General features: G+C 66.4%; 16 protein-coding genes. 6 read left to right on the forward strand and 10 right to left on the reverse strand.

Translation table 11 applies throughout. The annotated features are described in order from the left end of the window. Positions 1 to 153 precede the first annotated feature (153 nt). From FHT38_RS22560 to FHT38_RS22570, 3 genes are all read left to right on the forward strand, one after another. Positions 154 to 2,076 (forward strand): PrkA family serine protein kinase, encoded by a 1,923-nt coding sequence (locus FHT38_RS22560; RefSeq protein WP_091729643.1) that lies wholly within the window; start codon positions 154 to 156, stop codon positions 2,074 to 2,076. A gap of 31 nt (positions 2,077 to 2,107) precedes the next feature. Beyond that, a complete protein-coding gene (locus FHT38_RS22565) occupies positions 2,108 to 3,397 on the forward strand; it encodes a YeaH/YhbH family protein (RefSeq protein WP_183493291.1) in 1,290 nt (429 codons plus the stop codon). 113 nt (positions 3,398 to 3,510) lie between these two features. Beyond that, the gene (locus FHT38_RS22570; protein ID WP_254783525.1) at positions 3,511 to 5,019 is read left to right on the forward strand and encodes a SpoVR family protein; all 1,509 of its coding nucleotides are present in this window, start codon (positions 3,511 to 3,513) and stop codon (positions 5,017 to 5,019) included. Here the strand turns inward: FHT38_RS22570 and FHT38_RS22575 are convergent, their stop codons facing one another. Further along, positions 5,020 to 6,387 carry an FAD-binding oxidoreductase gene (locus FHT38_RS22575; RefSeq protein ID WP_255488971.1) on the reverse strand — a complete coding sequence of 456 codons (1,368 nt, stop codon included), beginning with the start codon at positions 6,385 to 6,387 and terminating at the stop codon, positions 5,020 to 5,022. Positions 6,388 to 6,655: 268 nt separating this feature from the next. Between FHT38_RS22575 and FHT38_RS22580 the strand changes: the two genes are divergently transcribed. Then, positions 6,656 to 6,967, forward strand: coding sequence for a hypothetical protein (locus FHT38_RS22580; RefSeq protein ID WP_091729652.1), 312 nt, complete (start codon positions 6,656 to 6,658; stop codon positions 6,965 to 6,967). A 67-nt stretch (positions 6,968 to 7,034) separates the two neighbouring features. Further along, the gene (locus FHT38_RS22585) at positions 7,035 to 7,649 is read left to right on the forward strand and encodes a cob(I)yrinic acid a,c-diamide adenosyltransferase (protein ID WP_183493293.1); all 615 of its coding nucleotides are present in this window, start codon (positions 7,035 to 7,037) and stop codon (positions 7,647 to 7,649) included. A 10-nt stretch (positions 7,650 to 7,659) separates the two neighbouring features. Here the strand turns inward: FHT38_RS22585 and FHT38_RS22590 are convergent, their stop codons facing one another. Continuing rightward, a complete protein-coding gene (locus tag FHT38_RS22590) occupies positions 7,660 to 8,640 on the reverse strand; it encodes a YafY family protein (RefSeq protein ID WP_183493294.1) in 981 nt (326 codons plus the stop codon). A 158-nt stretch (positions 8,641 to 8,798) separates the two neighbouring features. On the opposite strand from FHT38_RS22590, the gene FHT38_RS22595 reads away from it, so the two are divergent. Beyond that, the gene (locus FHT38_RS22595; RefSeq protein ID WP_183493295.1) at positions 8,799 to 9,887 is read left to right on the forward strand and encodes a hypothetical protein; all 1,089 of its coding nucleotides are present in this window, start codon (positions 8,799 to 8,801) and stop codon (positions 9,885 to 9,887) included. 36 nt (positions 9,888 to 9,923) lie between these two features. Here the strand turns inward: FHT38_RS22595 and FHT38_RS22600 are convergent, their stop codons facing one another. From FHT38_RS22600 to FHT38_RS22635, 8 genes are all read right to left on the reverse strand, one after another. Then, positions 9,924 to 10,142, reverse strand: a complete 219-nt coding sequence (locus FHT38_RS22600; protein WP_091729668.1) for a hypothetical protein — start codon at positions 10,140 to 10,142, stop codon at positions 9,924 to 9,926. Positions 10,143 to 10,157: 15 nt separating this feature from the next. Next, on the reverse strand, positions 10,158 to 10,640 hold the full coding sequence (locus tag FHT38_RS22605) for a putative toxin-antitoxin system toxin component, PIN family (RefSeq protein ID WP_183493296.1): 483 nt from the start codon (positions 10,638 to 10,640) through the stop codon (positions 10,158 to 10,160). After that, positions 10,637 to 10,969, reverse strand: a complete 333-nt coding sequence (locus FHT38_RS22610) for an AbrB/MazE/SpoVT family DNA-binding domain-containing protein (RefSeq protein ID WP_221213877.1) — start codon at positions 10,967 to 10,969, stop codon at positions 10,637 to 10,639. The genes FHT38_RS22605 and FHT38_RS22610 overlap by 4 nt, the downstream gene beginning before the upstream one ends. A gap of 3 nt (positions 10,970 to 10,972) precedes the next feature. After that, complete coding sequence (locus FHT38_RS22615; protein ID WP_147239891.1) at positions 10,973 to 11,491, reverse strand: GNAT family N-acetyltransferase; 519 nt, start codon at positions 11,489 to 11,491, stop codon at positions 10,973 to 10,975. A 151-nt stretch (positions 11,492 to 11,642) separates the two neighbouring features. Then, positions 11,643 to 12,305 (reverse strand): PolC-type DNA polymerase III, encoded by a 663-nt coding sequence (locus FHT38_RS22620; RefSeq protein ID WP_183493297.1) that lies wholly within the window; start codon positions 12,303 to 12,305, stop codon positions 11,643 to 11,645. Then, on the reverse strand, positions 12,302 to 12,616 hold the full coding sequence (locus FHT38_RS22625) for a nucleotide pyrophosphohydrolase (protein WP_147239893.1): 315 nt from the start codon (positions 12,614 to 12,616) through the stop codon (positions 12,302 to 12,304). Before FHT38_RS22625 ends, FHT38_RS22620 begins: the two co-directional genes overlap by 4 nt. Before the next feature lie 393 nt (positions 12,617 to 13,009). Continuing rightward, on the reverse strand, positions 13,010 to 13,657 hold the full coding sequence (gene queE, locus FHT38_RS22630) for a 7-carboxy-7-deazaguanine synthase (protein WP_183493298.1): 648 nt from the start codon (positions 13,655 to 13,657) through the stop codon (positions 13,010 to 13,012). Then, positions 13,654 to 14,766, reverse strand: coding sequence for a 6-carboxytetrahydropterin synthase (locus FHT38_RS22635; RefSeq protein WP_183493299.1), 1,113 nt, complete (start codon positions 14,764 to 14,766; stop codon positions 13,654 to 13,656). The genes queE and FHT38_RS22635 overlap by 4 nt, the downstream gene beginning before the upstream one ends. Positions 14,767 to 14,887: the final 121 nt, after the last annotated feature.

Raw genomic sequence — 14,887 nt, forward strand, 5'->3', positions numbered from 1 at the left:
CATGGGCTGGCCGTTTGCTGAATGCTTGCTGAGCTCGGAAAGCTCTGATGACGCCTTGAGTCATGGACGTCGCCAGAACTTCCTGGACGATGCGAGGTCCGTGGTCACACCTGGACGCGCGTCGCCTCCCTACGAACTACTCCGGAGGTCAGCATGGATGTGATCAGCCATTTCGCGGCTCGTTATGAACGCAGCAAGGTCGAGGAACTCACGCTGGAGGAGTACCTGGACGAGTGCAAGCGCAACCCCCTTGCCTACGCCACCGCGGCCGAGCGCATGCTCAAGGCGATCGGCGAGCCCCAGATGCTGGACACGCGCAACGACCCGCGGCTGTCCCGCATCTTCCAGAACAAGGTCATCAAGATCTATCCCGCCTTCGCCGAGTTCTTCGGCATGGAGGACGCGATCGAGCAGGTCGTGAGCTACTTCCGCCATGCCGCGCAGGGGCTGGAGGAAAAGAAGCAGATCCTCTATCTGCTCGGGCCGGTGGGCGGCGGCAAGAGCTCGATCGCCGAGCGCCTGAAGCAGCTCATGGAGCACGTGCCCTTCTACGCGCTGAAGGACAGCCCGGTGAACGAAAGCCCGCTCGGGCTGTTCGACCCGGTCGAGGACGGCCCGCTGCTCGAGCGCGAGTACGGCATCCCGCGTCGCTACCTCAATCGCATCCTGAGCCCCTGGGCGGTCAAGCGCCTGGACGAATACGGCGGCGACATCCGCAAGTTCAAGGTCATCAAGCGGCTGCCCAGCGTGCTCAAGCAGGTCGGCGTGGCCAAGACCGAGCCCGGTGACGAGAACAACCAGGACATCAGCTCGCTGGTGGGCAAGGTCGACATCCGCAAGCTCGAGACCTACGCGCAGGACGACCCCGATGCCTACAGCTATTCCGGCGGCCTGTGCCTGGCCAACCAGGGGCTGCTGGAGTTCGTCGAGATGTTCAAGGCGCCGATCAAGGTGCTGCACCCGCTGCTGACGGCGACCCAGGAAGGCAACTTCAAGGGCACCGAGGGCTTCGGCGCCATTCCCTTCGACGGCATCGTGCTCGCCCACAGCAACGAGAGCGAATGGAAGAGCTTCCGCAACAACAAGAACAACGAGGCCTTCCTCGACCGCATCTACATCGTCAAGGTGCCCTACTGCCTGCGCGTCAGCGAGGAAGTGAAGATCTACGAGAAGCTGATCCGCAACTCCTCGCTGGCCGAGGCCAAGTGCGCGCCCGGCACGCTGAAGATGATGGCGCAGTTCGCGGTGCTCACGCGGCTGAAGGATCCGGAGAACTCCAGCGCCTTCAGCAAGATGCAGATCTATGACGGCGAGAACCTGAAGGACACCGACCCCAAGGCCAAGTCCATCCAGGAGTACCGCGACTACGCCGGCGTCGACGAAGGCATGGCCGGCATCTCCACGCGCTTCGCGTACAAGATCCTGTCGAAGGTCTTCAACTTCGACTCGACCGAGGTGGCGGCCAATCCGGTCCACCTGATGTACGTGCTGGAGCAGCAGATCGAGCGCGAGCAGTTCCCTCAGGAAGCCGAACAGAAATTCGTCGGCTTCATCAAGGAGGTGCTTGCGCCGAGGTATGCCGAGTTCATCGGCAAGGAGATCCAGACCGCCTACCTCGAGAGCTACAGCGAGTACGGCCAGAACATCTTCGACCGCTACGTCACCTACGCCGACTACTGGATCCAGGACCAGGAGTACCGCGACACCGACACCGGCGAGGTGTTCGACCGCTCGGCGCTGAACGCGGAACTCGAGAAGATCGAGAAGCCCGCGGGCATCAGCAATCCCAAGGACTTCCGCAACGAGATCGTGAACTTCGTGCTGCGGGCGCGGGCCAACAACGCCGGCAAGAACCCGACGTGGACCAGCTACGAGAAGCTGCGCACGGTGATCGAGAAGAAGATGTTCTCCAACACCGAAGAGCTGCTGCCGGTGATCAGCTTCAATGCCAAGGCCAGCGCGGACGAGGCCAAGAAGCATGAGAACTTCGTGCAGCGCATGGTCGACAAGGGCTACACGCCCAAGCAGGTCCGGCTGCTGTGCGAGTGGTACCTGCGCGTGCGGAAGTCGAGCTGAGCCGAACGGACGCCACCGGAAAGGTCCCTACATGACAGGCCTTCAACAGATCATCGATCGGCGGCTGTCGGGCAAGAACAAGTCGATCGGGAATCGGGAGCGCTTCCTGCGCCGCTACAAGGACCAGATCCGCGAGGCGGTGCGGCGGGCGGTCGACAAGCGCGGCATCCGGGACATGGAGCGCGGCGAGGACGTGCACATCCCCAAGCGCGACCTGAGCGAACCGGTCTTCAGCCACGGCGAGGGCGGCATCCGCGAGGTGGTGCGGCCCGGCAACACCGAGCACATCAAGGGCGACCGCATCGGCAAGCCGCAGGGCGGCCAGGGCGGCGGCGGCGGGTCGCAGGCGAGCGACTCCGGCGAGGGCGAGGACGACTTCGTCTTCCACCTCAGCAAGGAGGAGTTCATGCAGGTCTTCTTCGAGGACCTGGCGCTGCCCAACCTGGCGCGCACCACGCTCGCCGAAACGCCCGAGTACAAGACCGTGCGCGCCGGCTACGTCACCGACGGCACGCCCACCAACCTGCATGTGGTGCGCTCGATGCGCGGGGCGCTGGGGCGCCGCATCGCGCTGGGCATGGAGAAGCGGCGCGAGCTGCATGAGCTCGAAGCCCGGCTGCAGACGCTCACCCAGGAAGAGGACGCGCGCAAGCCCGAGGTCCAGGCGCTGGTCGCGGAGACCGAGGCCCGCATCGTGCTGCTGCGCCAGCGCCTGTCCAACATCCCCTTCCTGGACCCGATCGACCTGCGCTTCCGCAACCGCATCAAGGTGCCGCAACCGACCACGCGCGCGGTGATGTTCTGCCTGATGGACGTGTCGGGCTCGATGGACGAGAGCCGCAAGGACCTGGCCAAGCGCTTCTTCATCCTGCTCTACCTGTTCCTGACGCGGCATTACGAGAAGATCGAGGTCGTCTTCATCCGCCACCACACGCAGGCGCAGGAAGTCGACGAGCAGAACTTCTTCCACGCCACGGAGACGGGCGGCACGGTGGTGTCCTCGGCGCTGGTCCTGATGGAAGAGATCATCCGGGCGCGATACCCCTCCGGCGACTGGAACATCTACGGCGCGCAGGCCAGCGACGGCGACAACTGGCATCACGACAGCGGACGCTGCCGCGAGCTGCTGGCCGACAAGATCCTGCCGCTGTGCCGCTACTACGCCTACGTGCAGGTGGCGGAAGCCGAGCAGAACCTGTGGGAGGAGTACGCGAAGCTCGAGGAGGACGTGCCTCACTTCGCGATGCGCAAGGCGGTCGAGGTCGCGCAGATCTATCCGGTCTTCCGCGACCTGTTCAAGAAGGAAGGGGCGGCCGCGTGAGCGCGACGCCGGAGGACAGCACCATGAGCAGTCTCGAGAACCGTCGCCAGGTGGGCGTGGGCGTGGGCGCCAACGAATACGGCGGCCGCCGCGTGCGCGCGCCGCTGACGAAGATGCGGCCCCTGGAGAAGCGGCCCGACCGGCCGCTCGAGTCGCCCAGCGACTGGACCTTCGATCTGATCGAGCAGTACCACGAGGTGATCCGCCAGACCGCGGAGCGCTACGGCCTGGACACCTACCCAAACCAGCTGGAGGTCATCACCGCCGAGCAGATGATGGACGCCTACGCGTCGGTCGGCATGCCGGTGAACTATCGGCACTGGAGCTACGGCAAGGAGTTCATCTCGACCGAGCGCCACTACAAGCGCGGCCAGATGGGCCTGGCCTACGAGATCGTCATCAACTCCGACCCGTGCATCGCCTACCTGATGGAGGAGAACACGATGGCGATGCAGGCGCTGGTGATCGCGCATGCCTGCTACGGTCACAACAGCTTCTTCAAGAACAACTACCTGTTCCGGATGTGGACCGATGCGTCGTCGATCATCGACTACCTGGTCTACGCGAAGAACTATGTCGCTGACTGCGAGCAGCGCCACGGACTCGATGCGGTGGAGTCGACGCTGGATTCCTGCCATGCGCTGATGAACCACGGCGTGGACCGCTACCGCCGCCCGGCCAAGCTGTCGCTAGCCCAGGAGCAGGCGATGCGCAAGGACCGCGAGTCCTACGCCCAGCAGCAGGTCAACGACATGTGGCGCACGCTGCCGCGCCGGCCCGAGGACGAGGCCAAGGCGGAAGAGAAGCGGCGCTTCCCCGACGAGCCGCAGGAGAACCTGCTGTACTTCATCGAGAAGAATGCGCCGCTGCTGGAGCCCTGGCAGCGGGAGATCGTCCGCATCGTCCGCAAGATCGCGCAGTACTTCTACCCGCAGCGGCAGACCCAGGTGATGAACGAGGGCTGGGCCACCTTCTGGCATCACAAGCTGCTGAACACGATGTACGACGACGGTTACCTGTCGGACGGGATGATGATCGAGTGGCTCAAGTCCCACACCAACGTGGTGGCCCAGCCGCCGATGGCGCAGCTCAATCCGTATGCGCTGGGCTTCGCGATGTACACCGACATCAAGCGCATCTGTGAGCACCCCACCGACGAGGACCGCGAATGGTTCCCCGCGATCGCCGGCAGCGACTGGCTGCCGACGCTGGATCACGCGATGCGCAACTTCAAGGACGAGAGCTTCATCGCGCAGTACCTGAGCCCGAAGATGATGCGCGACTTCCGGCTGTTCTCGATCCTGGACGACGAGCACCAGGCGGAGTACGAGATCTCCGCGATCCACGACGAGCAGGGTTACCAGCACGTGCGCCAGACCCTGTCCCGGCAGTACGACCTGTCCACGCGGGAGCCCAACATCCAGGTCTGGAACGTGAACCTCAGAGGCGACCGCTCATTGACCCTGCGCCACCAGCAGCACCTGGACCGCCCGCTGCACGACGACGCCCAGGAAGTGCTCAAGCATGTGGCGCGCCTGTGGGGCTTCGGCGTCCACCTGGAGAGCGTCAATGCGCGCGGCGATGTCACGCGCCGGTGGAGCGTGCCGGCACCGCAGCATTGATCAGGCGAAGACCTTCCCCGGATTCATGATGTCGTTCGGATCGAGCGCCCGCTTGAGCGCTCGCATCTGATCGACCGCGCCCTCCCCGGCCTCCTGGAGCAGGAAGCCCTGCTTGTGCAGGCCGATGCCGTGCTCGCCGGTGCAGGTGCCTTCGAGCGCGATCGCGCGCGCCACCATCCGCGCGCTCAGCGCCTCGGCGGTCTCGCGTTCGGCCGGGATGGCGGGATCGATCAGGTAGCCCATATGGAAATTGCCGTCGCCGACGTGGCCGACGATGAAGTACGGCAGCCCGCTGGCTTCGACTTCCTCCACCGACGCATTGATCGACTCCGCCAGGCGCGAGATCGGCACGCAGGTGTCGGTCGTCACCGCGCGGCAGCCGGGCTTCATCTGCAGCGCGGACAGGTAGGCGTGATGCCGGGCCGTCCACAAGCGCGTGCGCTCCTCCGGCGTGGTCGCCCACTCGAAGCCGGTGCCGCCGTGCTCGGCGGCGATCTCCTGGACGGTGGCCGCCTGCTCCGCCACGCCGGCTTCGGAGCCGTGGAACTCCATCAGCAGCATCGGCGCCTCGCGCAGCGTGAGCTTGTCATGGCGGTTGACCGCCCGCACCGCGTGGGCATCGAGCAGCTCGCAACGCGCGATCGGCACGCCCATCTGGATGACCGCGATCGTGGTCCGGACCGCGGCATCGATCGACTCGAACGAGCAGACCGCCGCCGACACCGCCTCCGGCAGCGGGTACAGCCGCAGCGTGATCTCGCAGATCGCGCCCAGCGTGCCCTCGCTGCCGACGTACAGGCGCGTGAGGTCGTAACCGGCGCTGCTCTTGCGCGCGCGGGAGCCGGTGCGGATCAGCCGCCCGTCCGGCGTCGCGACCGTCAGCCCGAGCACGTTCTCCTTCATCGTGCCGTAGCGCACCGCATTCGTGCCGCTGGCCCGCGTGGCCGACATGCCGCCGATCGATGCATCCGCGCCGGGGTCGATCGGGAAGAACAGTCCCTGGTGCCGGATCTCCGTATTGAGCTGGTTGCGCGTGACGCCGGCCTGCACGGTCACCGTCAGGTCCTCGGCGTTGACGCTGAGGAGGCGCTTCATCCGCGACAGGTCCAGGCTCACGCCGCCCTGCACCGCCAGCAGGTGGCCTTCGAGCGAGGTTCCGGCGCCGTAGGGGATCACCGGCACGCGATGCGCGTTGGCCAGGGCCAGCACCGCGGCGACCTCGTCGTTGCTTTCGGCGAAGACGACCGCCTCCGGCGGCGGCACGTCGAAGGGCGATTCGTCGCGACCATGCTGCTCGCGCAGGGCCATCGCGGTGCTGCAGCGGTCGCCGAAGCGCGCCTTCAGCGCCTCCAGCATCGCCGCCGGCATCGCGCGCGGGGCGTAGACCGGCTGGTGCGGCGCGCCGGGGTCTCCCTGGTCGTCACCGAGTTCTCGAGGCGCGTTCATCGTGGTCTCCTGGTGCCGCCGTTCCCGGATCGGCAGCACCGATCGGCCGGCGGGTCATCGCTCGTCGATGCGATGGATTCTAGGAAGACGCGTCGCTGCATTCACTTGCATCGTCCCGCTTGCGCCGCGACCCGCACAGTGACAGCATGAACGGATCGCGCGCCTGGTCGCGCGCCACGAGGAGTCCGCCATGTCCCACCTGTGGTTATGGACGATCTGGGCCCTGCTGCTGGCGCTGGTGGTGCTGGCCACCCTGCGCATGGATTGGCTGAGGGTCTGGTGGATGGATCAGCTCCGCCACCTGCCCGGCGACGCTGCCGACGAGGACATCGATCCCGGACAGCCCGCCCGCGGCCACCTCGAACCCGGCGGCCGTCAGCCGGCGCCGCATGTGCCCCGGCCGGTCGGCATCCCGAGACACACCGTGCACGACGTGCATGGCCATGCCGCCGCCATGTCGCACCATCGCCCGGTCTTCCATCGCAGCGGCAGCCGCAACTGACCGCCTTGCCGGTCGAGTTGCGGCAAGATGCCGGGTTTGCACTTCCGCAGCCCGCGCGGCATCCGCCATGGCCAATCGACTTTCCCAGATCGCGACCCGCACCGGCGACGACGGCACCACCGGCCTCGGCGACGGCACCCGCGTCCCCAAGGACCACCTGCGCATCCAGGCGATGGGCGATGTGGACGAACTGAACTCCCAGATCGGCGTGCTGCTGGCCGAGCCGCTGCCCGACGAGGTGCGCGAACTGCTGGTCACCATCCAGCATGAGCTGTTCAACCTGGGCGGCGAGCTGTGCATGCCGGGCTACAGCCTGCTCAAGGAAGCGGCGGTGCTCCACCTCGACCAGGCGCTGGCCGACCACAACGCCGCCCTGCCCCGCCTGGCGGAGTTCATCCTGCCGGCTGGCACCCGCAGCGCGGCGATCGCGCATGTCTGCCGCACCATCGCCCGCCGCGCCGAACGGGCGGTGGTCACGCTGGCCGCGAACGAGGCCGTCAACGCCACGCCGCGACACTACCTGAACCGGTTGTCGGATTTGCTGTTCGTGCTGGCGCGGGTTCTCAATCGCGCCAACCTCGACGGCAAGGGGGGTGATGACGTCTATTGGAAGAGCGAGCGGTTGGCGCGCTATGAGGCGCAGGAGGCTCAAGAGGCTCAGGAAGACCGCGGACAGGCGTGAGGACAAGGGCTCAGGCAAGGGCAGCTGCAGCGGCGGTAAGGCGCTTCGCGTAAGCCTCGCGCAACGAGGGCGGGGCTAGCACCTCGACCTGGCCGGCATGGCGCAGCAGGTCCATCAGCAGTTCCGTCGCGTCCACGAAGGGCAGTTCCAGCTGCCAGCGTCCATCGGGCAGCCATTCGCTGCGCTGGGACGGATGCCATTCCTCACTCGACACCCACGCGGCGATCTGCGCGCTGAACACCACCGTCGCCCATTGCGGATCGCCACCCGCGAAGATCCCGTAGCCCTGGTCCAGTTCCCCTTCGAGCTCTTTCAACGGCAGGCTGCGCGCGGCCTGCCCTTCGAGGACTTCCGCATCCTCCATCGCGTCGAGCGCGAACCGTCTCAGCCCATCGCTGGCATGGCACCACGCGTCCAGGTACCAGGTATTGCGGTAATGCACCAGGCGCTGCGGTGACACCACGCGCTCGCTGACCGAGCCGCCCCCCGCTCCCCGCTTGCGATAACGCATCCGCAGCCGCTGGCGCTTCACGACCGCGCTGCCCACGGTCTCGAAATGCTCCGACGGCACACGGCGCCGCGCCGTCGAGATCAGCTTGATCCGCCGCGTCATTTCCTGCGCCTCGGCGGCATCGCCGCCCAGCATGCCGGTGAGCTTGTCCAGCATCGGCTGCAGGTGCCGGCTCAGCAGGCCGTTCTCGTCGAGACCCGCCATCATCTGATGCATGGTGAGCAGCGCGTGCAGCTCCTTCTCGCTGAACCAGACGCCCGGCAGTTCATGCCGCTGACCCCGCCATTGCTGCCCGAAGCGATAGCCGTTCTCCGTGGCGTCGTATTCGATCGGCGCGTCCATCCGCTCGCGCAGGTACTGCAGGTCGCGCTTGAGCGTCGCCGGCGAGACCTCCAGCAGCTTGCGCATCTCCGCGAAGCTCACGCAGCCGCGGCTGCGGATCAGCATCTCGATCTTGTAGAAGCGCTCGGTGCGATCCATGCGGGGGCCTCCTGACAGATTTAGGTGGGTCAGCCCCGACTTTCTGCTGACCGATTTCGGGGTGGCTCATTCTATGAGCTACCCAACTTGAATACTGGATCCCAAGCCTGAAGCAGTAGCCGCAGGCCACCCGCATCCCAGTCTTCAAGGAGCAGCCCATGGTCGCCACGATCCACCGCAATGCCGACGACATCACCCTCCAGCAACTGGCCCTGCCGATGACGGCCGCCGACACGCTGGAGGACCGGAAGGACGAAGCCGGCGCGTCGAGCCATGAGCGCGTCGGCTTCGAACTGGGCTGGGACTATGCCCATCACGGCTTGACGCCACCGGTGGAGCAGCTGTTCCGCCAGTCGCCGCTGCAGCAGGGATGGCAACTGGGACGCTCGACCTTCGGCGCCCGCACGCTGAAGTCTCATCGGCACACGCAGCTGTGGCTCTCGCTGCGCCTGCATGCCTGGCAGCGCGGCCGCAGCTTCGAAACCCTGCTGGTCACGCCCAACTACCTGCAGCAGCTGGACACCAGCCATTGCCCGGTCAGCCGCCTGCCGTTCAGCGACGAAGCGGACCACCCGCAGCGCCGCTCGATCGACCGGGTCCGTGACGACGCCGGTTATGCGGCTGGCAACCTGGCGCTGATGAGCCACGCCGCCAACGTCGCGAAGCTGGACCGCAGCTGGCAGCAATGCTGGGCCATGGGCCAGAGCCTGCGCCAGGGCCCGATGACGATGGCCGGCGGTTTGAACGCCGAGGCCTGGGAACGGATGGCGATCCTGGCGAGCTTCGTCACGCCGATGGCACACGAGCTGGCCGCGCAACTGCCGATGCTGGTGCTGCCGCCCAATCGGCTGCGCCTGTTCAACCCCGTCCAGGCGCTGCAGGCGCTGGTGACGCGCCAATTGGCGACGCCCGGCTGGAGCCAGCGGCTGACGCGCCTGGAGGCGCTGATGGCCACGCAGCAGCGCGCGGATTTCTCGAAATTCGTGCTGGCGCTGGTGCCGCGCGTGCTGCGCTGCCAGTCGCTCACCGATCCGATGGAGATCCGCTGGGCCCTGGAAGACGCGTGGCGCGATCCGCTGCTGCAGAAGCGCTGGACGCACTTCGCGCAACAACTGACCCCCGAGCAGGCCGAACAACTGGTGCAGCGTGCCGCGAAGAAGCAGCTGAGCAACATTCGCGTGCAGAGCCACGCCGCGCCCACCGACGGCTGGGCGCTTGAGCGTCAGGGGTTCCGCGCGGCGGCGTGAGAGGCGACGCGAGACGCGGCACGTGGGCGGCCGGCCTCAACCGGGCAGTCCGACGTGCAGCTTCTCCAGGCCGCCGTTCTGGTCCTGCAGCGCGACGTGATAACCGCGCTCGATGAACCAGTGGGCCCAGTTGCGGGCGAGGGTCTTTTCCGGCAGCCAGGGGCCGGTGCGGTCGAGGTGGACGCGATTGCCGCGGCGTTCATAGAACACCACGCGCCACATGTTGGCAGGGATGCGGTCTTGGAAGCTGGCCATATGCGACCGCGGAATCTAGCAAAGCAGCAGGTCGCGTTGGGAGGGGGGCAACACCTGGAACCATGCGGACATCGACTGGACCGTGCAGAGTTGCCGCGCGGCCTGGCTTCGACTGTTCGCAGACCATTCCGCGAGCACCGCATCGTCGCTGAGCAGCAGTGAGGCCTCGCCTTGCAGCGCCAGTTCGACGAGGGCCTGGGCGTCCTCCGGCACACCGGCCAGACGCGCTTGCCGCTGCGGCTTCACGACCTGCGCATACGGCAGGAAATCAGCCAGCAGTTCCTGCTGCTGCGCCGCGGACAGCTGCAGCTTGGGATAGGCCAGCGCGCGCATCAGCGTCGACGCGAGCCCGGGACTGACCAGCGGGCGCAGCACGCCCTGCTGCCAGGCGCGACGCAGGCCCAGCGATTCGCCGCCGGACCTCAGCAAGGCGTTCAGGATCAGGGCGGGATCGATGACGACGAGCACCGGCGCCGCCGGCTTCGGTCGACGGTTCATGCGGACTTGCGGGTCTTCTTGCCAGCGGCCTGTTTCGCGGCCGGGGACTTCGCAGTTCTCGCCGGCTTTTTCGCCGCCACTTTTGCCGCCGCTTTCGCAGCCGGCCTGGCGGCCTTGGACGCGAAGGCGATCGCCTGAGCGACCACCTCATCACCGAGCTCGAGTTCCGCCAGCTTGGCCCGCACCGCATCGCCGCGCTGGATGCGCACCGGCGTCAACAGCACCTGGCCGGCCTGCAGCTGGACCTCGAAGTACTGCACCGGACCGAGCTTCTCGGTGACGTTTTTCGGCAGGGTGAGCTGGTTCTTGGACGTCAGCTTCGCCAGCACGGCTCAGACCAGCGAGCGCTGCAGGCGCAGTTGCTCCAGCGGCTTGCCCTCGACGTCCACCGCCTTGACGCTGTCCGACTCGGCGCGGAAGCCGGCGATCTCGAAGAAGCGCATCGCGCGCTCGTTGTTCTTGTAGGTCCAGAGCGTGACGCGGGTGCAGCCCTCTTCCTGGAGACCTTCCTGCGCCGCCTCGACCAGCGCCTGACCGACGCCCTTGTCCCAGTGGGACGGTGCCGCGTACATGGCCCAGATCTCGCCCGTCGTCGACGGCGTGCCCTTGTCGCGCGAACGGTCGAAGCCGACGAAGCCCATGACCTCGTTGTCCAGGTGCGCGACCAGCACCTGCGGCTCGCACATGTTGATGGCCTCGCGCCAGTAGGCCTGGCGCTGGGCGACGGACAACCCGTTGAGGGCGGTGTCGGGCCAGAACGCCTTGTACGCGTCCTGAGCGGAACTCACCTGGATCTGGGCGATGGCCTTGGCATCACGCAGCGTGGCCGGGCGAATCTGAATACTCGACATACCTTGAGAACAAACGCAATTCAGGAAAGGGCGGGATTGTCCCAGCCAATGCGGCGAAACGGGCACCTTGACAGCAAATGTTTTGCTGACCTTTGATCGCCGGACACGGCATCACCAGGACGACGCACCAGAACGTCACCACATCCGAACTTCAGACCAGCGACGCCTGCAGATGCCGACGGAAATCGCGCGCGAAGCCGGTGGCCGCCTTGTGCCATTGCGGCCGCGCGACCGCCTGCAAGCGCAGCAGCAATTCGTGCTCGACGGACAACTCTCCGAGGAACTCGGCAAGTTCGGTGCCGATGTCGCGCTGCATGCGCTGCACCAGCTGCGCGGTGGTCATCGCATCGGCGAGCGCGCGGTGCGCGCGGCCGTTGTCGGGCAGGCCGTGGTATTTGGCCAGCGTGCCGAGCTTGCAGTTCGGCGACTCCGGATAAAGCCGCCGAGCCAGCTTCACGGTACAGGCGAACTCCGGCGCGATGCGGGGCGCGGCTTCCGCGCGGTCCAGTTCGTGCAGCCAGAAGCCGCGGTCGAAACCCGCGTTGTGCGCGACGAAACCACAGCCGGCGGTGAACTCGGCGACCTCGCGCATGACGCGGGCGGCATCGGGGGCATCCTCGAGCATCTCGTTGCTGATGCCGGTGAGGCGCTCGATCATCGGCGGGATCCAGGCGCCGGTGTTCATCAGGCTCTGGTACTGGCCGATGATCTCGCCGTCGCGCAGCAGCACCACGCCGATCTCGGTGGCGCGTCCTCCACCCTGCGGCGAATGGCCGGTGGTCTCGAAGTCGATGACGGCGATCGTGCGTTTCATGCGGTCGGCGCGGGGTACTTCTTCGCGTTCATCGCGATCTTGCGGTCGACCGCCGCCGGCACGTCGATGCCGGCGCGGTCCGCGATCTGCAGCAGGTACATCAGCACATCGGCCACTTCCTCGCCGAGGTGGCGATGCTCGTCGGGCGACAGCTGCTGCGACTCCTCGGCCGTCTTCCACTGGAAGATCTCGACGAGCTCGGCCGACTCCACCACCAGCGCCATGGCCAGGTTCTTCGGCGTGAGGTAGGGGTCCCAGTCGCGGGCTGCGGCGAATTCGCGCAGCCGTCGTTGCAGGTCGGCAATGTCCATGGGTCGGCAGTGTGCAAGTCCGGCGTCGCCCGCTCAAGCGGCCTGTGCGCAGGAAGCGCCCCACAGCAACGCCGGGACGAAATTTCCTGCCTCTCTTTTCAACATCAAGGTTTTATATATCTCTCTGGTCGTCTTAGTAGAGGGCCGTAATTTTGTGGACAAGTCCAAATTCCTCTTTGAAGCCAACGACTTATCTGCATCCAAACCCTGTGCGCGGAGGGCCGGTTTGGCGTTGCATGAACCAACAACAAGACCGGGTGGACCCCCTCCGGCTGTGGAGAAGCCCCCGGTTGCCAGAAAGTTTTCCACAGCGTTGTTGGCTTTACAGCCCGCTCCCGGATGCGCTAGCGAGCGCCGAACTGGGGACAACTGCCGCCCGTTCCCGGCATCGCGTCAATCGATCCCGACCACCTTGTGCATCTGGATCGACAGCTTCCACTGCGGATGCGCCATGCAATACGCGACGGCCTCGCGGGTGTTCTGCTTCTGCAGGATCGAGTCCATCGGCTGCAGGAAGAAGTGGTCGAAGTCCAGGTCGGCGAAGCGCTCGGGCAAGGCCAGAGGCTGTGGATAAACCAGCTTCAGCTCGTTGCCCCGGGTCAGCACGAGTTCGGCGTCCGCCTTGGGACTGACGCAGATCCAGTCCAGTCCCTCCGGCGCCGGCTGAGTGCCGTTGGTCTCGACGGCGATCTCGAAACCGATGGCCTTCAGCGCGGTGATGAGCGGCCCGTCGAGCTGCAGCAGCGGTTCGCCACCGGTGCAGACGACGTAGGGCGTGCCGGTCTTGCGGCCGTCGGTGTCCTTGGGCCACTGCGCGTCGATCGCCTCCGCGAGCGCATCGGCGGAGGCGAACTTCCCGCCGCCCTGCCCGTCGGTGCCGACGAAGTCCGTGTCGCAGAAGCTGCAGACGGCCTTCTCGCGGTCCTGCTCTCGGCCGGACCACAGGTTGCAGCCGGCGAAGCGGCAGAACACGGCCGCGCGGCCGGCCTGGGCGCCCTCGCCTTGCAGCGTGTAGAACATTTCCTTGACGGCGTAGGTCATACCGGAATCAGCTCCTCGAACGGACCGTGGCTGACGATGACGCCGCTGCCGCGGGTCTCGTAGAGGTCGACGCGCTCCAGCGGCGGCAACTGGGCCTTGGCCTGACGCAGCACCCACGCGGCCAGGCTGGCGGTGTCGGCGTCCGGCAATCCGGCCAGTTCATGCAGCGGATGGTGGTCCATGGCCTTGAAGATGGGATCGAACAGCAGCTTCACGTCGCTGAAGTCCATCGCCCAGCCGAACACCTGGTCCAGCGCGGCGCTCAGGTGCAGTCGCAGCGTGAAGGTGTGGCCATGGATGCCGGCCAGCGGATGGTCTGCCGGCGCCCGGTTGAGCTGCACCGCGCTGTCGAGGGTGAATTCCTTCCAGATCCGGTAGCGCTCGCCGTCGAAGTTCGCACCGCTGGAGCCGGTCTCGTACACCGTCACCCAGCTCAGTTCCGGCAACTGCGGCTTGAGCCGCGCCCACAGCCAGGACGAGATCAGCTCGCTGGTCGGATTGGACAGGCCCTCGATCTCGTTGAGGCAGCGATAGTTCAGCTGCGCATGGAACGGCGCCCAGAGCTCGTCGAGGTGGTCGTAGTCGATGCTCAGGTCGCGCTCGCCGAGGTCCTGGTTGGCATGCAGGATCAACTCGAAGCCATGACCGTGCATGCGACCGCACTTGTGGCCCATCGGAACATTGGGCAGTTGGTGAGCGGCCTGGAAGCGATAACGGCGCCAGACATGGGCATGGCCGTTGGCGTCGAGGTCCACGCCCGAGTTCGAGGTGCTCTGGATGCCGACCTGGGTGATGCCGGGGACCTGGAATTCGGATTCGAGGCGCTGGCGGATCCAGCGGGCGATGTTCTCGTCGGTCGGCTGCGGGATGTGCGTGTTCAGCAGCCCATGGTCCAGCGGGGCGATGCAGCGCTCGAGGCAGTCGCGCAGCGCGCTGACTTCAGCGCCGGGAAACGGGGCCCAGCCGGCGGGAAGTTCGGCGCGGATGGTGGCCAGGTAGCTGTGGCCGTGCAGGCCGCGCGAGCGGTGGCCGGGGGGCAGCGCGTCGATCTGGCAGGCGGACTCGAAGCCGGCCGAAGCGGTGAAAAGGGAAGCAGGAAAAGCAGACATCCCGACAGTGTGACACGCCGGGTTTTCTTATCTCCTTGTGTTGAATATCTCTTTGGTCGTATTGGTAGGTGTTGGCGGGTTTCTGTGGACAACCACCGTTTTCCGTGGCCCGACAAGGACT

It is taken from the genome of Mitsuaria sp. BK041 (genome assembly GCF_014193085.1).
GTDB lineage: Bacteria > Pseudomonadota > Gammaproteobacteria > Burkholderiales > Burkholderiaceae_C > Roseateles.